Source organism: Janthinobacterium salmonicoloratum, assembly GCF_051380845.1.
Classification (GTDB): Bacteria; Pseudomonadota; Gammaproteobacteria; order Burkholderiales; family Burkholderiaceae_D; genus Janthinobacterium; species Janthinobacterium lividum_F.
In genome coordinates this window covers 1,556,314-1,575,228 of sequence record NZ_JBNYXV010000001.1, presented here as the reverse complement: position 1 = coordinate 1,575,228, position 18,915 = coordinate 1,556,314, and the positions used below count along the sequence as shown (strand labels likewise).

The window sequence follows — 18,915 nt, the reverse complement described above, 5'->3', positions numbered from 1 at the left end:
GGCATTTGCCGACCGACGGCCGCTTCAGCCTTTGCGCAGGCGCGGCCATTGCTCCGCCTGGTAGCGCGCGTATTCCAATCGAATCACTCTTGCTAGAAAAATAATTCTGAGGTGTAATGTCTTTAGTAAAAATGCATATTTAGTAATTTTCAGGCGGGAGACCGCCATTTGGAGTATCCGATGCTCACTTCGCCGCTTGCGGGCTTCACGCAAGCCACCAGATTGCTGCGGTTGACCACGCCACTGGGCGAGAACCGCTTGCTGGCCGAATGCGTGCGCGGCGAGGAAGGGCTCAGCCAGGGGTTCGCGTTTCAGATCGCGGCCCTGTCCACCGATGCCGCCATCTCGCTGCGCGCGCTGATCGGTCAGCCCTCCCTGCTTGAGTTATTGACCGCCGCCAGCACCGACGACTGGCGCCCGTTTCACGGCCACATCACCGCCGTCGAACTGCTTGGCGCGAATGGCGGCCTGGCGCGTTACCACCTGACTGTGGAGCCGTGGACGGCGTTCCTGGCGCGCGGCCGGGATAGCCGCGTGTTCCAGGACATGACCGTGTGCGACATCCTCGACGCGCTCTTTGCCGCGTATGAGGGGCAAGGCAAGCTGGCGCCCGCATGGCGCTTCAATATTGCCGAGAGCGCCGTGTATCCACTGCGTAGCCTGACCACCCAGTACCAAGAAAGCGACTTGGCGTTTGCCGAACGGCTGATGCTGGAAGAAGGCCTGTTTTACTATTTTGAGCATACTGGCGACGCCAGCAGCCCGTCCCTGGGCAGCCACACGCTGGTCATCGCTGACCACAATGGCGCCTTTTCGCCAAATGTCCAGCCCGCCGTCAACTTCACCCAGCCGGGCGCCGTGATGAAGGTCGACAGCATCGACCGCTGGCGCACCGAATGGCGCCAGCAAACCAATGCCATCGAAATGGGCAGTTGGGATTACCGTTCGCTCGATCAGCGCCCGGTCGCCGCTCATGGCGACGCGTCCGGCGCGGCCTTGCTCAGCCGTGATGCGCCGGGCGCTTATGCTTACGCGTCGCGCGAACAGGGGCAGCGCATCGCCGTCAGGCAGTTGCAAGCGTTACAGGCCTGCAAGGAGGTCCACGTCGGCGCCGGTACCGTGCGCACGCTGTCGCCCGGCACCACTTTCACCTTGCACGGCCATGCGCTGTTCGACGCGGCCAGCGATGACGAACGCGATTTTTTAATCGTGCGCACGGTCCATTTGATGCACAACAATTTGAGTGCCGACTTGCAGGCCAGCATCACGCAGAGACTCAGCGCCGGCCTACTGGCCATGGCGATCGGCAAGGAACTGGACAGCGGCCTGCACCAGATGGCGGGCATCGCCGAGCTGCCCCTGTACCGTAACCGCATCGATGCGATCCGCAGCAGTGTTCCTTATCGCGCCACAGGCGCCGACCAGCACGGTCGCCTGCTACATCCGCGCCCGACGGTAGCCGGGCAGCAGACGGCGATCGTGGTCGGCCCTTCCGGCGCCGTGATCCATACCGATCGTGACCATCGCATCAAGGTGCAATTTCACTGGCAACGGGGCACGCTCAGCCACAGCCGCCTGCCACACCCGCATACCGACAGCCATACCGGCGCGCCCGGCGATGACAGTGCCGGCACCTGGGTGCGCGTGGCAACGACGTTGGCGCCCATGGCGGGCGCCAACTGGGGTGGCCATGCCGTGCCCCGCGTTGGCCAGGAAGTGGTGATCGACTTTTTAGAAGGAAACATCGATCGGCCGGTGGTCATTGGCACGGTCTACAACGGCCAGGGTCAGTCGGATGCCCAGCAAAACCGGGTGGCCCAGGGCTCGGGCGTAGCGACCGGTAACTCCCCCGCCTGGTTTCCCGGCGCTGCGGCCGGTCACGCGCATCCGGCGGCCTTGTCCGGCATCAAGTCGCAAACGATGAGCAGCAGCGGCCTGGGCAGCGGCGCCTACAGCCAGCTGGTGTTCGATGACAGCCCCGGCCAGTCGCGCCTGTCGCTGCAACGCCACGCCGCCGCGCATCAGGGCACGGCGGAACTGAATCTGGGGCACTTGCGCCACCAGACGGACAACCAGCGCCTGGCGCCGGCTGGTTTTGGCGCCGAACTGAAGACCGAACACAGCACCGCGCTGCGCGCCGGACAAGGCCTGTTGTTGTCGACGCATCAGCGCAGCGGCGGCAGCCTGATGGATGCAAGCGAGGCGGTGGCGCAAATCGAACACAGTCTGGCGCTGCAAACGACACTGGCGCAAACGGCGCAAAAACATAACGCCGGCTTTAAGGACGAGCAAGGGCAGGCTGAAGCGGCGCCGGACGCCTTGCCCGCGCTGCAGCAAATGCGGCACAGCATCGACGCGCTCAAGGCCAGCGACGGCAGCGGCGCGGCCCAGGCCATCGCCTACAGCGCGCCCCTGTTGCAATTGTCCAGCCCGGCCGGCATCGCCGCCACCACGCCGGCCCATGCCATCTTCGCCGCAGGCAACACCAGCAGCATCGTGGCCGGCCACGACATCAACTTTGGCGCGCAAGGCAACCATTTCCACGCCGTACAGTCCGGCATCAGCCTGTTCACCTACGGCAAGGCCAGCGACGCCGACAAGCCGAACCAGGAAACCGGCATCAGGCTGCATGCCGCCAGCGGCAAGGTCAGCAGCCAGAGCCAGTCCGGAGAAACGCGCCTGACCGCCGAGAAGGCGGTAACTGTGACGAGCACCGCCAAAAGCGTCGCCATCGCGGCCAAGCAGCACGTGCTGATGACGGTGCAGGGCGCCTACCTCAAGCTCGAAGGCGGCAATATCGAGATCCACGGGCCGGGCAAGATGGAGTTCAAGGCCAGCATGAAGGAGTTGACGGGGCCGGCGAGCAGCGCAGCGAAGCTGCCCTATTTGCCGCAGGCCGGCCAAGCTAAAAATTTCCTGGAACTGAATTACCGTTGGGACGACCTGCAGCCCATGGTTGGCGCACCGTACACGCTCTTGTTTGCCAATGGCATCACGATGGAAGGCAAGCTGGATGCGCACGGCTTTGCCCGCCTGGACGATATTCCGAACAGCGGAGCGGTGGTGCTGTACGGCGAGGATGAGCGCGATGCCGAGCCGCGCAAGAAACAAAAAACCAATCAGGTGATCGGCGCTAAACCGCGTAGCGATGAAGAGGCGCAAGCCGTCCTCGAAAAGTATCTGGCGCAGGAAGATGCGTACTACAAAGACAATTATTTTCCAGACGAATTAGCCGAGATGGCTGCTGAGCGACCGCCCGGCGCGGGGAGCCACACACTTGAATACGATTTTCACTATGACGATTACCGCTATGCGGATGAAGAGACACCTGAAGACAGGGAAGCCGAAAAAAATTATCGCGAGCGGCACGACAATGGCGAGGATCAGGTATGAGTAATGTCGTGAGCGCTATAGGGCCTGGCCATGGCAATGTCGTCTCGCCAGCCGGACGCGCCCTGCGCGAAGCCGACGACGGCATCGGCGGCTGGCTGGCTGAACTGGTGACAGGTTCAGGTTCCTCGCCATCGCACATCATCGTCACGGGCATCCTCGGAGTGATTCCTGGCGTAGGCCAGGCTATGGATGCGCGCGATCTCATCCTGGGAGTGATCCAGATTTCCAAATCGCCGGCGGCGGTAGGTGGCTGGGTGGAGCTGGTGATCACCTTGGTCGGCTGCGTGCCGGCAGTGGGCGACAGCCTGAAAGTGGGTTTTAAACTCATGAAACAAGGCAGCCATTTCGGCCGCGTACTTGAAGCAGTGTCGCCTACCCTGCGCGGCAACGTTGAAAAATTCATGCGCAAGATCGATTGGGGCGCGCTGAGCAAGGATAGCAAAGGCCTGTTCAACAGTGCGATCGAGACCTTCATCGACGGCATTGACAGCTGGGTGGTCAAAGCCATGGCAGGAGGCCCGGAAATCAGACAGCTCATCGGCGAACTCAAGGCATTGCAGAAGCAGGGGCCGCGCATGATCGACGATGCGTTTGCCGACCTGAAAAAAGTGCACGCGAAGATGATGGGAAATGAACTTCCCCACACCACGGCGGCGCTAGGGGCGACCTCGGGCAAGGTCGTGCGGCAAGAGGGACAGGATCTAGCCACGACCGTTGCCAAGAAAGAAGGAAAGGCCGCCGCTGCGGCAGAAAAGAAACTACTGGCGAAGAAAAACAAGGACGCGAAGGAAAACAAGGCCACGCCGAATACCACCAAGGTTAATACCAAGAAAAAAGGCGAGAAAAAGAAAAATTGGCGTAGCGGGGTGCCTGCGGAACACATTACTGATTACTCTGTGAAAAACAAGCATATTGCTTTTCACAAAGCTAATAACGGGGGTGTTTTGACTGAAGAACATAGCATGTCGCACAACGGCCTTGATCACCTGTGGTCAAATCCCCTGAATTTGATACAACCATTCGTGGTTGGCGAAACCAAGTCAAGCATCTTTGATTCCTTTAACCTGATCAATGCGTTGCCTTATGAGATGAAAGAAAAATTTAATACATTGCGAGAAGATGAAGCTGCCAATCCGCTTAAAAATAGAAGGCCTAATATTTTTGACAATGATCGGCGCGATGAGTATGCCGATAAGATTGTAAATGTGGGGCGTTCTGGGAATGCAGGGACCATAAGAAGCGGACTGAACAAAGCCAATCGTGAAACAAAGCTGGCTGCCCAGATGAGTCATACCTGGATTGTCGATGCTCTTGAAAAAGAAAATCTTACAGCTCAAGGTATGATTATTAAAAAACTGATAAGAAAATATGAAAAATACCAAGCATCCGATAAAAATGGCAGGCATCCTTATGAACGCTGGATTTGCTTGGTAACTGGAAGGCAATTAGCGCAGCATAAAAAATCAAACGGAACTAAACATGCAATACAGCTGATATTGAATATTCCAGATAATATAATGAATAAATAATTATGAAGGTAATTTATGGAAAAAATTATTGAGATTGGGGATTTTTTTAAGAAAAAAAGAGAGAAATTATTATCCTATGATATCTATAAAGAAAAGTGTGAGGATATAATGGAAACTTTTGATGTTGTAGGTGAGAGTCTTAATAGAAATCAAGTTTATCTGAATAAAATTGAACCTATTCGGCTAATGATCGCCGCCCGAAGAAGATCTTGGGACGCAATAGATTTTCTCGCTACTCAGTATAGTGCCGGTATTGAGATTGAAAAAATAAGAAGTTTTTATCCTGAAGTATTGAGTTATTGGGAATCCTATGCCAAGTATAATGATATTTACGATTCGCGGCAAACATCAGATAGTGATAGGGGTTTTCCACATTTCGAATTACCTGGGAAAGATTTTGATCGTGTAAATAGGATGATGTGTTTTGGTATTTTATTGGGATGGAATAATATAATTCCACTTTTGGTGCCAATCATTGATTTTAATAATTACCAAAAAGATGGGATGCTGGAGCGGATGCTTGGGTTCTTTGTCAGTAATAGACCGGAACCACCCGACTCTTGTTTAAGACATTTGCCATATTTTAAGACATTGAAAATTTTTTCCGCATCGGAAAAAGATCGTCCTGCCTTAATGGCCGAATATTTGGACGATTGGTATCACGCCAGCCGGCGCGAGCCTTATTACGATGCGCATACGCGGGATATCTCGTTTTGGGGATATTGGTCCTGGGAAGCCGCAGCCATCACCTTTTTGCTCGACATCGATGACAGCAGTTATGCCAGCGCGCAGTTCTATCCTAAAGATTTAGTTGATTTCGCCAGGCAGGCAAAAAAGGATTATGCACCGGAGGGTAGCGACCCGATTGCGCCCAACGAACTGCGCGCCAAGGCCGGCGATCCCTGCCCCAGGGCAGGATTATGGCAGTCGCTGGATGTGGTGCCGGAACTGCGTCGTTATCAACAGAACGAGGAAATGGATAATCTGGGCTCGCTTTATGGATTGACCGTTTGGCGATTTGCCGAACAATGATTTTGTGGTGTTTCTATTTTTTGAGTATAGGATAGTCATATTTCGTTGCGCAGAATTAACACCGAAATTCCGATTCAGCCGTTTATTAAATACCGGATAAAAATGAATTCAATACTAAGCGAAGTGGTTTTTTCAAGTAAAAAAAGAGAAAATTTGCTGGATTATGAAATTTATGAGGAAAATTATAATTCTTCAATGAGATCTTTTGATAAGTTAAAGCACGCGCTTCAACAGAAGGAAGAGGGTATAAAGAAAATTCCATTATATAATTTTATGGTGGGGACGCAGCAACGTGCATTCGTTGCGATTGATCTGTTGTCAACGATGTATAGTGCGGGCCATGAAGTAAATGAACTTCGATCATTCTATCCAACTGCGTTGGAATATTGGGAGCTTTACGCATTCTATAACGAAGCTTATGACGAGAGTTTAAAAAATGAAAGTGAGCGTGGCTACCCTCACTTCGGGTTACCTGGTAATGCATATAATAAAGTAAATAGGATGATTTGTTTTGGAGTTCTATTAGGTTGGGATAGTTTAATTCCGAAGCTAATTCCAATTATAGATTTCAACAATCACGAAAAAGACGGGATGATTGAGAGAATGTTAAGTAATTATTCCGAAAATCGATCTGTTTCGTTCAATGATTGCGTGCGACATCTGCCTTATTTTAAAACGCTGAAAATTTTTTCCGCATCGGAAAAAGATCGCCCTGCTTTAATGGCCGAGTATTTGGAAGATTGGTACCACGCCAGCCGGCGCGAGCCTTATTACAATGCGCATACGCGCGATATCTCGTTCTGGGGCTATTGGTCCTGGGAAGCCGCAGCCATCACCTTTCTGCTCGACATTGATGACAGCAGTTATGCCAGCGCGCGGTTCTATCCCAAGGATTTAGTTGATTTCGCAAGACAGGCAAAAAAGGATTATGCACCGGAGGGTAGCGACCCGATTGCTCCCAACGAACTGCGCGCCAAGGCCGGCGATCCCTGCCCCAAGGCAGGATTATGGCAGTCGCTGGATGTGGTGCCGGAACTGCGTCGTTATCAACAGAACGAGGAAATGGATAATCTGGGCTCGCTGTATGGATTGACCGTCTGGCGATTTACTGAGCAATGACTTTGTTGGGTATCTATTTCTGGCTAACAAAGCATCGCTTGAAATCCAAGATATAGTCCGCCGCGCGGGACGCATGACCCTACGGTGCGGCTGCCAGGCGCTGCAAACGTAAAAAGCCCCGCCTGCAGCAGTGCCGGCGGGGCTTTCTGATATTGAGGCGGCTGTTGCCGCCCGGTCAAAACTTACAGCACTTCGCTGGCGTGGTCGGCCAGGCGCGAACGCTCGCCGCGGGCCAGGGTGACGTGGCCGCTGTGGGCCCAGCCCTTGAAGCGGTCGACCACGTAGGTCAGGCCGCTGGAGCCTTCCGTCAGGTACGGCGTGTCGATCTGCGCGATGTTGCCCAGGCACAGGATCTTCGTGCCGGGACCGGCGCGCGTGACCAGGGTCTTGACTTGTTTCGGCGTCAAGTTTTGTGCTTCATCAATGATGAGGAACTTGTTGACGAAGGTGCGGCCGCGCATGAAGTTGAGCGACTTGATCTTGATGCGCGAGCGGATCAGGTCTTGCGTTGCCGCACGGCCCCATTCGCCGCCATCGGAGTCGGACTTGTTCAGCACTTCCAGGTTGTCGTCGAAGGCGCCCATCCATGGCGACATCTTTTCTTCTTCCGTGCCTGGCAGGAAACCGATGTCTTCGCCCACCGGCACCGTGACGCGGGTAACGATGATTTCGTTGTAGAGCTTGGTTTCCAGCACTTGCGCCAGGCCGGCGGCCAGGGCCAGCAGGGTCTTGCCGGTACCGGCCTGGCCCAGCAGGGTGACGAAATCGCATTCCGGATTCATCAGCAAGTTCAGCGCGAAGTTCTGCTCGCGGTTGCGTGCCGTCACGCCCCACACATTGTTCTTCGTGTGGCTGAAGTCGCGCAGGGTTTGCAGCACGGCCGTCTTGCCGTTGATCTGTTTGACCTGGCCGTAGAATGGCGTTTCGCCGTTTTTCGGTTCCAGGTAAATGAATTGGTTGACCAGCAGCGATGGAATGAACGGCCCCGTCACGCGGTAGAAGGTGGAACTGTAGCCGTTCTTGCTTTCCTGCCACGATTCCATGTCCTTGCCGTGCTTGTTCCAGAAGTCGTCCGGCAATTGCACGATGCCCGAGTACAGCAAGTCCGTGTCTTCCAGCACATGGTCGTTGAAGTAATCTTCGGCTGGCAAGCCCAGGGCGCGCGCCTTGATGCGCATGTTGATGTCTTTCGACACCAGCACAACGGGGCGGCCTTCCTGTTCCGACTCGAGCGAGCGCACGACGGCGAGGATCTGATTGTCCGCCTTGCCCACTGGCAAGCCAGCCGGCAAGTCGGCGCTTTGCAAACGCGTCTGGAAGAACAGACGGCCCTTGGCGTCCTTGTTGCCCAGCTTGGACAGCAAGATGCCGTGTTCGATGGCGTCGTCATCCGTATTGCTGATCAGGGCGTCGAGCGTACGCGAGACCTGGCGTGCATTGCGCGCCACTTCCGTCATGCCCTTTTTATGGTTGTCCAGCTCTTCCAGTGTCATCATCGGCAGGTACACATCGTGTTCCTCGAAGCGGAACAGCGACGATGGATCGTGCATCAGCACGTTCGTGTCGAGCACGAACAGCTTGCTGATGCCGCGCTGGTCGGCGGCACGGCTGGCGGACGACTTGAGCTGCACTTCCACAGCCTTGTGCTTGGCCGGGTGTGGCTGCTCGGCTTGCTTGACGGGCTTGATCGGCGTGACCTTGCCTTTTGTCGCCGGCTTGGCTTTCGCTGCAACAGCAGGTGCGGCGGCGGGGACGGCCGCAACCGGCGCCGGTGCAGGCTTGGCGACCATCAGGGCCGCTACTTGCTTGATCTTCGTGGCCGCATTGCGGACCGGCTTGGCAACTTCGGCGATCGCCGCTTCAATAATTGGTGCAGCCACTTTCTTGGCTGCCGGGGTTTTGGTGGCCGGGCGCGCTGCGCCTGTGCTTGGGTAATCTTGGGTGGCCAGGATGGTGGCTGGCTTGCTCGGTAATTTTGGCAGTGGCATCAGGATCTCAATCAAAAAATTTCTGGAATGAATCGCCCATGGGCAGCCAGCTTCTGGCGGCACTTCTCATGGGGTGGATGCGGGGGAACAACAGTGCTACAGGACGAGTAACTGCCGGAAGGCCGGCAGCATGGCCGGTCATGGACGCCATCGGCGGGCTACAGGCCCGCCTGGCGGAGTGGATGGAGGCGCTTCGTTGACTCAAAATGGCGATAGGTACCGTGAACTGAATTGCGGTTGAACTAAGCTCGCTGGAAGCCGGCAACGCGCATTGGATCAAAATAGACGATCAATTCAGATGCGCTACGAATTCCAGCACTTCTTCCACGTGAGTTGCGACCTTCACGCCTCTCCATTCTTTCACCAATCGGCCCTGGGCGTCAATCACAAACGTACTGCGTTCGACGCCACGCACCGTCTTGCCGTACATCTGTTTCATCTTCATGACGTTAAACAGCAGGCAAACGGCTTCGTCCGGGTCGGAAATAAGCTCGAACGGCAGTTCCAGCTTGGCTTTGAAACTTTCGTGCGAGCGCAGGGAATCGCGGCTGATGCCGTAGATTTCCACGCCGGCGGCGACGAATTGCGAATAAGCATCGCGGAAGGCGATGTTTTCCGTGGTGCAGCCAGGGGTGTTGTCCTTCGGATAGAAAAACAGCACGGTGGCCTTAGCCGGGCGGCCCAGCAACTGAAAGGTCTTGCCGCTGGTCATGGCGGCGCTAAAGTCGGGTATGCTAACGAGGGATTGGCTATCAGCCACAGGTTCTCTCCTGAACGGTGATCATCAGCGCTGTTTTTTAATCTGGCAACGCATCCAGGTGCAACAATACAGCATTCAGGCCGCTTTGCCCTGCACAATCAGGCGTCCCGAACGCCCGGGTAACTCATCCCAGGTGACGGGGCAAACGGGCAAGTCCGTATCTTTTATCTTTTCATAATAATCGCCCATCGCTACAAACTGGTAGCCCTGGGCTTTCCAGCCAGCCAGCAGTTGTTCGAAAATGGGGGCGAGTTTCTGTCCTTCAAGTTCCGCATGCAAGGTATATACGTGATCGCGCGGATTGTCCGCCGTCAATGACAGGATATGCGCGGCAACATTGCTCGTTGTGATCAGTTTGCCGTCGATTTCGCAGCCCAGCAGCTCGTCCAGGGTGGGCAGGGTGGTGGGCAATTGCACGCATTGCAGGATGGTGTTGCCGTTGCGCACGCGATGCGGGCCATTGCCCGGATGCACCATGGCGCCGCGCGCGTCGAGCATGGCGCGGCCATCGGAGGCAAAGCGGTAGCCGGCCGTGTCGTGTTCGACGAAGGCGCTGACATTCATTTGCCAGCCGGCCGCGCCATGCGTGTGCGCCGCTACGCCAAACACCTGTTCATAGCGGTTGGCGGCCTTGCGCATCATGTTGATGGTCCAGGCGGCGTTGCGCCTGGCCACGTTGTCTTGCCACAGGGTGTGATCCCAGGTGTGGATGCCGCACTCGAAACCGGCATCGCGCACGGCGCGCAATTGCGCCGCGCATTGCTTGCCGATATCGGGTCCCGGCAGCAAGGTGCCGTACATCAATGTTTTCAAGCCGTAGTGCTCGACCACCGAGGTGCGCGACACCTTGCTGAAAAAGCCGGGCTTCAAGGCGCGCCGCAGGGCCCAGCCCGTATGGTCGGGGCCCAGCGAAAACAGAAAGGTGGCCTTGGCCTGGTGCGCGGCCAGCATGCGCACCAGATTGCCCATGCCTTCACGTGTGCCGCGATAGGTATCGACGTCGATTTTCAGGGTCAGGAACGGCTTGCTCAACATTAATCCATCAAGGCTTTGGCTTGGGCTACCTGGCTGCGGTAGGCGTCGAAAATATTGCGCAGGGAATCGGCCATGGTGGTGACAGGCGCCCAGCCCAGCTCTTCGCAGGTATTCGTGATTTTCGGCACGCGGTTTTGCACGTCCTGGTAGCCGGCGCCGTAGTACGCGCCCGAGGTCGTTTCCACGATTTTCACGTGTTTCGCGCCTTCAGCGTATTCCGGGTATTCGGCGGCCAGGGTCAGCATCATGCCAGCCAGGTCGCGGATCGAATAGTTATTGGTCGGATTGCCAATGTTGTAGATCTTGCCGCTGGCGATGCCGTTCTTGTTGGCGATGATGCGGATCAGCGCATCGATGCCGTCGTCGATGTAGGTGAACGCGCGTTTCTGCGCGCCGCCGTCGACCAGCGAGATGTTCTCGCCGCGCACGATGTGGCCGAAGAATTGCGTCACCACGCGCGAGGAACCTTCTTTCGGCGTGTGGATCGAGTCCAGGCCGGCGCCGATCCAGTTGAAGGGACGGAACAGGGTGAAGTTCAAGCCTTCCATGCCGTAGCCCCAGATCACGCGGTCCATCAATTGCTTGGCGTTCGAATAGATCCAGCGCGGCTTGTTGATCGGGCCGCAGATCAGTTCCGAGTTTTCCGGATCGAATTCCTCGTCATGGCACATGCCATACACTTCCGAAGTCGACGGGAAGACCAGATGCTTGCCGTACTTGGCGGCCGAGCGGACGATGGGCAGGTTGGCTTCGAAGTCCAGTTCGAAGACGCGCAGCGGCTGCTTGACGTAGGTCGATGGCGTGGCGATGGCGACCAGGGGCAGGATCACGTCGCATTTCTTGACGTGGTATTCGACCCATTCCTTGTTGATCGTGATGTCGCCTTCAAAGAAGTGCATGCGCGACTTGTAGTTGTCATCTTCCAGCAATTCCGTGATGCGGTCCCTGTTCATGTCCATGCCGTAGACATGCCAGTCGGTGGTTTCCAGGATGCGCTTGGACAGGTGGTGGCCGATGAAGCCGTTGACGCCTAAGATGAGGACTTTTTTCATGTGAGATTCTCTTGAGTGATATCAGTGTGTGCTGACGCGGGTGGTCAGACTTGCTTGCAACTGTTGAGCCGAAATTGGCTCCCCGGCAGCCCTCAGCGCGGAAATGGCCAACATGCGGCCGTCTCCGCAGACGCCAAAGATGCAATTATCCACTACCGCCAAGCCCGGTGGCAAACTTCCTGCGGAATGCTTGCTCAAACGGGCTTTTTCGATGGTGTAAATGACACTATTGACTTCGGTGAAGGCGCCGGGATAGGGCGGTGCGACGGCCCGGTGCAGGTTGTATACCTGTTGTGCGGGTAACTTCCAGTCGATCCTGCCGTCTTCGGGCTTGCGCCCGCCAAAGTAGCCGCCCTGGCGCAAATCGTTGAGCTGGCGCGGCGCCGTGCCGTCCAGCAAGGCCGGCAGCACGTTCCACAGCGTTTGCTCCGCCGCCACGGTGACCTTGCCGAAGACTTCGAAGGCCGTGTCGTCGGGCAGGATGGGCACGGCCGTTTGCGCCACGATGGCGCCGGCGTCCGGCTTGACCGTCATTTCATGCAGGGTGGCGCCCGTCTGCGGGGCGCCATGCAGCACGGCCCAGTTGACGGGCGCGCGGCCGCGGAATTGCGGCAGCAGCGAGCCGTGCATATTGTAGGCGGGCGCGACTTCCAGGATGCTGGCGGGCAACATGTGACGGTAGTAAAAGCTGAACAGCATGTCCGGAGTTGCCGCCTGCACCTGCGCCAGCAGTTCGGGCGCGCGCGCGTCCGATGGCGTGATGTAGGGGATGCCTTCGGCCTGGCACAGGCTGGCGACGGATTCGAACCACAGGTTTTCCGTGGGGCTGTCTTCATGGGTGACGACCAGGGCGATATCGACGCCCCCGGCCAGCAGCACCTTGATGCAGCGCACGCCCACATTGTGATAGCCGAAGACGACGGCGCGTGGGGCGCCCATCAGCGGCCCACCTGGCGCTTTTCCAGGCGCACGTACGATGGCGCCTCGGCTTCCGCCTGGGTCATGCCGTCCTGCAAGATGGTCTGCACCACATAGCGGGGACGGGCGCGCACTTGCTGGAAGATGCGTCCCACGTATTCGCCCACCAGGCCGATGCCGAACAGGATCACGCCCATGAAGAAGAAGGCGATGGCGAACAGGGTAAATACGCCTTCGGCCTCGGCGCCCAGCAGGAAGCGGCGTACCAGCAGGAAGATCACCAGCAATGCCGAGCCCAGCGACATGGCCATGCCCAGCATCGAAAAGATTTGCAGGGGAATCAGGGAAAAGCCCGTGACCAGGTCGAAATTGAGGCGGATCAGGCTGTACAGCGAATATTTCGACTCGCCGGCCGAGCGTTCCTCGTGCTCGACGATGATTTCCGTGGGCTTGCGGGCAAACGTGTAGGCCAGGGCGGGAACAAAGGTGTTGACTTCGGCGCACTGGTTGACCAGGTCGATCACGTTGCGGCCATAGGCGCGCAACATGTTGCCCTGGTCGGTGATCTTGATATTCGTGATCTTTTCGCGCAGGCGGTTCATCATTTTCGACGCCAGCGTGCGCCAGGCGGAATCTTGCCGCTTGCGCCGGATCGAACCCACGTAATCGTGGCCTTCGCGCATCTTCGCTACCAGGTTGCCGATTTCTTCGGGCGGGTTTTGCAGGTCGGCGTCGAGTGTGACCATGATTTGCCCGCGCGAGGCTTCAAAACCGGCCAGGATGGCCATGTGCTGGCCATAATTGCCATTGAACAAGACTACGCGCGTGACGTCGGGGCGCTGGCGGAACTGTTCCGCCAGAATGGCCACCGAATTGTCGCGGCTGCCATCGTTGATGAAGATGATCTCGTAGCTCGTCTGCAAGGCATCGAGGGCCGGATACAGGCGGGCGAACAGGCTGGCCAGGCCATCCTGCTCGTTATAGATTGGAATGATAATGGACAGTTCAGGTTTCATCGGCGCGCTGCTCATTTGACGAGTATGGATTTGACGGTGGCGACGGCGCGTTCCACGTCCTGTGTCGTCATGGCGTAGAACATCGGCAAGGTCACGGTCAGGCGGCCGATCTTTTCCGAGACGGGGAACATGCCTTCGGTAAAGCCGCGTTCGCGGTACATGGTAAACAGGTGGATCGGTGCGTAATGATAGCCCGTTCCCACGTTTTGCTGCGCCATTTGCTGCATGAAGGCGGCGCGCGTGCCGGGTCCATTGTCGGGCAGGATGATCTGGAACAAATGCCAGTTGCTGTTTTCAAAGTCCTGCACGGGCAGCTGGGCGCCGCTCTGCGCTTCGAAGTCGCTGCCGAATTGCGCGAAATAGTGGCGTGCCAGCGCGCGGCGGTGGGCCGTGATCGCATCGATGTTGGCGAACTGGCCCAGGCCGATGGCGGCCATGATGTCGCTCATGTTGTATTTGCCGCCCAGCACATCGACGTCGATGCCGTCGACGCCGCTGCGCGTCACGCCCTGCAGCCGGTATTTCTCGGCCAGCTTGGCTTCTTCCAGGTTGTTGAGGACGAGGCAGCCGCCTTCGCCCGTGGTGATGTTCTTGTTGGCCTGGAAGCTGAACGAGACGAAGTCGCCAAATGCGCCGATGCGCTTGCCCTTCCAGGTGGAGCCGAACGCTTGCGCCGCGTCTTCCACGACCCTTAAATTGTACTTTTCAGCAATCGCGTACAGGCGGTCCATGTCGACGGGCAAGCCTGACAGATAGACGGGGATGATGGCTTTCGTACGCGGGGTGATGGCCGCTTCCAGCTTGTCGAGGTCGATATTCCGGGTGACGGGGTCGATATCGGCAAACACGGGCGTGGCACCCACTTCGATGATGACGTTGGCCGTCGCTACCCACGACACGGGCGTGGTGATGACTTCGTCACCGGGGCCTATGCCGGCGATGCGCAGCGCGATTTCCATGGTGCACGTGCCCGAATTGAAGGTGCGCACGGGGCGCCCGCCGAAATACTCGGACAGCTGGGCTTCGAAGGCCTGCACTTTCGGGCCGCTGGTGATCCAGCCCGAGCGCAGCACTTCACCGACGGCGGCGATGGTCGCCTCGTCGATGGTGGGTTTGGAAAAGGGCAAAAAGGGCAGGGTAGAGGTCATGGGGCGCAATTCTTGGATCTGTATTGTGTCAGGGTATCGGCGTCGCCGAGGCTGCCAGTGCGGTCAAAAGCCGACGGCAGGTATGGCTATTTTATATCGTCAGTATGGCGGCGCAGCCCCTTCAGCGGTGAAAAATCCTGCTGATGCGGGGCCGGGGCAGGCTGGCCGGGGCGCGATCCGTGCTGCCTCGCGCCCCTTTAAATATTTATTTGTTGGCAATCACCATGCGGCGCGCATCTTCGGCAATCACACGCATGGGCACGCCACGCTCTTGCAATTCCTTATAACGGTTCAGGCTGATAATGGCCATGTCGGGCACGCCGGCGTTGGCATCGTTCGTCCATTGCGTGATGAAAGGCTCAATGCTCGGGATGGACAGTTCGGGCTGCTGTTTCAGGCCAAACGTGAATTCATCCCAGTAATCGACGAGGATCACGGGCCGCTGCAGATAATACGTCAGCGACTGTTCATAGATGCCGACCGAATAGAGCTTGGTATCGGCCGTCAGTTCGGCCTGGATCTGCGGCAGCATGTCGGTGCCTGCGCGGTTCTGGCCATACAGTTCGGAGCCGGCCAGGATGCAGTGCGTGGCCAGGAAGCCGGCGCCGGCGATGGTCAGCACCGTCATGTCGCGGCGCAACTGGCGCGCATGCAGCAAGGCCAGGGCGCCGCCGGCCAGGGCAAAGAAGCCGGCCGCCATCAGCCATGGCTGGTAGCCCTTGAGCGCAGTCAGGGCTTCCGCATCGCGTGCGCTGGCCTTGCCGAAGGCGATCGGTCCGCCGATCAGGATGGCCGCGCCCAGCACGCACAGCAGGCCGGCGGCGAACAGGCGCTGGCGGCGCGAGGCCGATTCCAGGTACAGCGCCACCAGCAGGGCCAGCGCCGGGAAGATGGGCACGATATAGCCAGGCAGCTTCGAGGTTGAATAGCTGAAAAAGAAGAAAATGAAGATGGCCCAGACCAGCAGCATCAAGCGGGGCTGGAAGGCGCCCTCCTGGCGCTGGAAGGCGGCGGCCAGGCTTTGTGGCAGCACGCCTATCCATGGCAGGATGCCGGGAATGAGCAGCACCAGGAAGTAGTACCAGGCGCCTTCGCGCTTGTGGCCCTTCATCAGGAAGCGCTGGAAATGCTCGTGGATGAAGAAGAAATGCGGCTGTTCCGGATTGCGCAGGGCGACCAGCACGAACCACGGCGTGGCGATGGCAAAGAACACCAGCAAGCCCTTGACCAGGTGCAAACGCGTCCAGATGCGCCAGTCGCGCGCACACAGCGAATACAGCACCAGCACGCCGCCCGGCAGCACGATGCCGATCAGGCCTTTGGCCAGCACGGCCAGCGCCATGCCAGCCCAGCACACCAGCATCCAGTTGCGCCGTTCCAGCGCCGTGGCGTCGTCGCGCTGGGCGACCAGCAGGCTACCCAGGGTAATCGTCATCATGCCCGACAGGCCCATGTCCAGCGAATTGATCTGGCCGGAAGCGAGCCAGAACAGGCTCGACGCCAGTACCAGGCCAGCATACAGGCCCACGCGCGGGCCGAACACTTTCTTGCCCGCGTAGGCTGTCATGCACACGCCGATGATGCCGCACAGGCCAGTCCACAGGCGTGCCTGCCATTCGCCCAGGCCGAAGGCGGCGAAGGTCAGCGCATTCATCCACGTTTGCAGCGGCGGTTTTTCAAAGTACTTGATGCCGTTCAGGCGCGTGGTGATCCAGTCGCCCGTGACGAACATTTCGCGCGCCATCTCGGCGTAGCGGCCTTCGTCGGGCGGTACCAGGGTGCGCACCCCCAGCGCATACAGGGTGACGACGATGAAGATGCCCAGCAGGGACCACATCAGCACCCGGGAAGAGTGCAGTTCGTTGACATTGATTTTCATGCGGCCTTGCCTGCGGCCGGAGCCAGGATCAGGGCCAGGGTGACTTTGCGGCCTTCGCCCATGAGGATATTGTAGGTGCGGCAGGCTGCCTGGCTATCCATGCATTCGACGCCGATGCGGCGCATGGTCAGCGCGGCCGTCAGCTTCGGGTGCACAAAACGCTGGCGCTCGCCCGTGCCGAGGATGACCACGTCGGGCGCATCGGCCAGGATTTGCGCGAAATGCGCCTCGCTCAGCTGTTCGAAACTGTCCACCTCCCACGCCCGTGGCGGCGTTTCCGGCATGACGATCAGGCTGTAGTTGTAGGGCTGGGCATTGATCTCGACGCCGTTTTCGTCATAGCCGGTGACAGTCTGGTATTGTTGGGTGCTGCTGGCATGGAGTTTCATGGCGATATCGGGGGCTGGTCGTGTCGGTTGATCGGTGCGCGCGCGGCCAAATTGCGTGCCGCCGCCAAGGGCGTAAGCATGCCATAAATGACAGAAAAGAGCGACTGAAAAGCAATATCCTTTCCAAATTGCAATGTTCGGCGCCACAGTGGCCATGCCTGTTTGCGCCATGGTAATGCTGCAAGATTAAGGGAAGATGAAGATGGCGCCCCCCGGATTGACGCCCGGATGCGCCAGCGTGGCAGAATCGGCGTCAAATGCTGGGGTTCGCCATGTTTAATTTGATAAAATGGCCTGTTTTCGGCGAGAATGGTTGTTTCCCCTTGCAGTCTTTCGCATCGCAGTTTCACGGGTTCATAGTTCTGGCGCGGCTATCATGCTGCAAGTTCTGGTCACCGCGCCGCATCACGACAGGGATTTATTTTGCGACCGATTCAGAAATCGAATAAATTGGCGGACGTCTGCTACGACATCCGCGGCCCGGTCCTGGAAAAATCCAGGCAAATGGAAGAAGAAGGCCACAAGATCACCAAGCTCAATATCGGCAACCTGGCCGTATTCGGCTTCGATCCGCCGGACGAGATCGTGCGCGACATGATGCTCAATCTGCAGAATGCGGCCGGCTATACGGATTCGAAAGGCATGTTCGCGCCGCGCAAGGCCGTCATGCACTACACGCAGGGCAAGAATATCGCCGGCGTGACCATCGATGACATTTACCTGGGCAATGGCGCTTCCGAACTGATCGTCATGTCGATGAACGCCCTGCTCAACAGTGGCGACGAAGTGCTGGTGCCGGCGCCCGATTACCCGCTGTGGACGGCCGCCGTCAGCCTGTCGGGCGGCAATCCCGTGCATTATGTGTGCGACGAGCAGAACGAGTGGTATCCCGACATCGAGGACATGCGTCGCAAGATCACGCCCAATACCCGCGCCATCGTCGTCATCAACCCGAACAATCCCACCGGCGCGCTGTACCCGGTGGAAGTGCTGCTGCAGATCGTCGAACTGGCGCGCCAGCATCAATTGATCATTTTCGCCGACGAGATCTACGACAAGGTGCTGTACGACGAAGCCGAGCACGTGTCGATCGCCTCGCTGGCCGACGACGTGTTATTCATCACCATGAACGGCCTGTCGAAGAATTACCGCTCCTGCGGCTACCGTTCCGGCTGGATGGTGGTGTCGGGCGAAAAGCGCCACGCTAAAGATTACATCGAGGGCCTCAACATGCTGGCCTCGATGCGGCTATGCGCCAACGCGCCGGGGCAGTTTGCCATCCAGACGGCGCTTGGCGGCTACCAGAGCATACAAGACCTGGTGGGGCCCGGCGGGCGCCTGTTGAAACAGCGCGACCTGGCGCACAAGCTGCTGACCGATATTCCGGGCGTCACCTGTGTCAAGCCGAAGGCCGCGCTGTACATGTTCCCGCGCCTGGACCCGGAGATCTATCCGATCGCCGACGACCAGCAGTTTGCCTATGAATTATTGGCCGAAGCCAAGGTCCTGATCGTGCAGGGCACGGGGTTCAACTGGATCGCACCCGACCATTTCCGTGTCGTCTTCCTGCCCAACTCCGACGACCTGACCGATGCCATGAACCGCATTGCGCGCTTCCTCGAAGGTTACCGCAAGCGTCACGGCCGGGGCTGAATCA

14 protein-coding genes are annotated in these 18,915 nt (G+C 58.0%); 5 read left to right on the top strand and 9 right to left on the bottom strand.

Features of this window, described 5'->3' with window-relative positions:
* Positions 1–180: 180 nt before the first annotated feature.
* From ACQ4WY_RS07325 to ACQ4WY_RS07310, 4 genes are all read left to right on the top strand, one after another.
* Entirely contained in the window at positions 181–3,393 is a 3,213-nt protein-coding gene (locus tag ACQ4WY_RS07325; RefSeq protein WP_436503429.1) for a type VI secretion system Vgr family protein, read from the top strand.
* Entirely contained in the window at positions 3,390–4,922 is a 1,533-nt protein-coding gene (locus tag ACQ4WY_RS07320; RefSeq protein WP_436503428.1) for a hypothetical protein, read from the top strand. The genes ACQ4WY_RS07325 and ACQ4WY_RS07320 overlap by 4 nt, the downstream gene beginning before the upstream one ends.
* 15 nt (positions 4,923–4,937) lie before the next feature.
* Positions 4,938–5,954 carry a PoNe immunity protein domain-containing protein gene (locus ACQ4WY_RS07315; RefSeq protein WP_436503426.1) on the top strand — a complete coding sequence of 339 codons (1,017 nt, stop codon included), beginning with the start codon at positions 4,938–4,940 and terminating at the stop codon, positions 5,952–5,954.
* 102 nt (positions 5,955–6,056) lie between these two features.
* Positions 6,057–7,073, top strand: a complete 1,017-nt coding sequence (locus ACQ4WY_RS07310; protein WP_436503425.1) for a PoNe immunity protein domain-containing protein — start codon at positions 6,057–6,059, stop codon at positions 7,071–7,073.
* A gap of 182 nt (positions 7,074–7,255) precedes the next feature.
* On the opposite strand, the gene ACQ4WY_RS07305 is transcribed toward ACQ4WY_RS07310, so the two are convergent.
* The 9 genes from ACQ4WY_RS07305 to ACQ4WY_RS07265 form a co-directional block, all read right to left on the bottom strand.
* Entirely contained in the window at positions 7,256–9,061 is a 1,806-nt protein-coding gene (locus ACQ4WY_RS07305) for a PhoH family protein (protein WP_436503423.1), read from the bottom strand.
* A gap of 289 nt (positions 9,062–9,350) precedes the next feature.
* Complete coding sequence (locus ACQ4WY_RS07300; protein ID WP_034785468.1) at positions 9,351–9,821, bottom strand: peroxiredoxin; 471 nt, start codon at positions 9,819–9,821, stop codon at positions 9,351–9,353.
* Between the two features lie 75 nt (positions 9,822–9,896).
* Positions 9,897–10,856, bottom strand: coding sequence for a polysaccharide deacetylase family protein (locus ACQ4WY_RS07295; RefSeq protein WP_436503421.1), 960 nt, complete (start codon positions 10,854–10,856; stop codon positions 9,897–9,899).
* Positions 10,856–11,908 (bottom strand): bifunctional UDP-4-keto-pentose/UDP-xylose synthase, encoded by a 1,053-nt coding sequence (locus ACQ4WY_RS07290; protein WP_436503419.1) that lies wholly within the window; start codon positions 11,906–11,908, stop codon positions 10,856–10,858. Before ACQ4WY_RS07290 ends, ACQ4WY_RS07295 begins: the two co-directional genes overlap by 1 nt.
* A 21-nt stretch (positions 11,909–11,929) precedes the next feature.
* Positions 11,930–12,847 carry a formyltransferase gene (locus ACQ4WY_RS07285; protein ID WP_436503417.1) on the bottom strand — a complete coding sequence of 306 codons (918 nt, stop codon included), beginning with the start codon at positions 12,845–12,847 and terminating at the stop codon, positions 11,930–11,932.
* Complete coding sequence (locus ACQ4WY_RS07280) at positions 12,847–13,842, bottom strand: glycosyltransferase (RefSeq protein ID WP_353660557.1); 996 nt, start codon at positions 13,840–13,842, stop codon at positions 12,847–12,849. Before ACQ4WY_RS07280 ends, ACQ4WY_RS07285 begins: the two co-directional genes overlap by 1 nt.
* Before the next feature lie 11 nt (positions 13,843–13,853).
* The gene (locus ACQ4WY_RS07275; protein ID WP_436503415.1) at positions 13,854–14,990 is read right to left on the bottom strand and encodes a DegT/DnrJ/EryC1/StrS family aminotransferase; all 1,137 of its coding nucleotides are present in this window, start codon (positions 14,988–14,990) and stop codon (positions 13,854–13,856) included.
* 205 nt (positions 14,991–15,195) lie between these two features.
* Complete coding sequence (locus ACQ4WY_RS07270; RefSeq protein WP_436503414.1) at positions 15,196–16,869, bottom strand: glycosyltransferase family 39 protein; 1,674 nt, start codon at positions 16,867–16,869, stop codon at positions 15,196–15,198.
* Complete coding sequence (locus ACQ4WY_RS07265) at positions 16,866–17,258, bottom strand: Mth938-like domain-containing protein (protein ID WP_086136275.1); 393 nt, start codon at positions 17,256–17,258, stop codon at positions 16,866–16,868. Before ACQ4WY_RS07265 ends, ACQ4WY_RS07270 begins: the two co-directional genes overlap by 4 nt.
* 423 nt (positions 17,259–17,681) lie before the next feature.
* On the opposite strand from ACQ4WY_RS07265, the gene ACQ4WY_RS07260 reads away from it, so the two are divergent.
* Positions 17,682–18,911, top strand: coding sequence for a pyridoxal phosphate-dependent aminotransferase (locus ACQ4WY_RS07260; protein WP_353660560.1), 1,230 nt, complete (start codon positions 17,682–17,684; stop codon positions 18,909–18,911).
* The last annotated feature ends 4 nt before the right edge of the window (positions 18,912–18,915 follow it).

Bases quoted from the DNA above. Each gene is read 5' to 3' on its own strand.
- ACQ4WY_RS07290 (WP_436503419.1), bottom strand. From the start codon at position 11,908: ATGAAAAAAGTCCTCATCTTAGGCGTCAACGGCTTCATCGGCCACCAC.
- ACQ4WY_RS07325 (WP_436503429.1), top strand. From the start codon at position 181: ATGCTCACTTCGCCGCTTGCGGGCTTCACGCAAGCCACCAGATTGCTG.
- ACQ4WY_RS07320 (WP_436503428.1), top strand. From the start codon at position 3,390: ATGAGTAATGTCGTGAGCGCTATAGGGCCTGGCCATGGCAATGTCGTC.
- ACQ4WY_RS07305 (WP_436503423.1), bottom strand. From the start codon at position 9,061: ATGCCACTGCCAAAATTACCGAGCAAGCCAGCCACCATCCTGGCCACC.
- ACQ4WY_RS07310 (WP_436503425.1), top strand. From the start codon at position 6,057: ATGAATTCAATACTAAGCGAAGTGGTTTTTTCAAGTAAAAAAAGAGAA.
- ACQ4WY_RS07315 (WP_436503426.1), top strand. From the start codon at position 4,938: ATGGAAAAAATTATTGAGATTGGGGATTTTTTTAAGAAAAAAAGAGAG.
- ACQ4WY_RS07265 (WP_086136275.1), bottom strand. From the start codon at position 17,258: ATGAAACTCCATGCCAGCAGCACCCAACAATACCAGACTGTCACCGGC.
- ACQ4WY_RS07295 (WP_436503421.1), bottom strand. From the start codon at position 10,856: ATGTTGAGCAAGCCGTTCCTGACCCTGAAAATCGACGTCGATACCTAT.
- ACQ4WY_RS07280 (WP_353660557.1), bottom strand. From the start codon at position 13,842: ATGAAACCTGAACTGTCCATTATCATTCCAATCTATAACGAGCAGGAT.
- ACQ4WY_RS07275 (WP_436503415.1), bottom strand. From the start codon at position 14,990: ATGACCTCTACCCTGCCCTTTTTGCCCTTTTCCAAACCCACCATCGAC.
- ACQ4WY_RS07270 (WP_436503414.1), bottom strand. From the start codon at position 16,869: ATGAAAATCAATGTCAACGAACTGCACTCTTCCCGGGTGCTGATGTGG.
- ACQ4WY_RS07285 (WP_436503417.1), bottom strand. From the start codon at position 12,847: ATGGGCGCCCCACGCGCCGTCGTCTTCGGCTATCACAATGTGGGCGTG.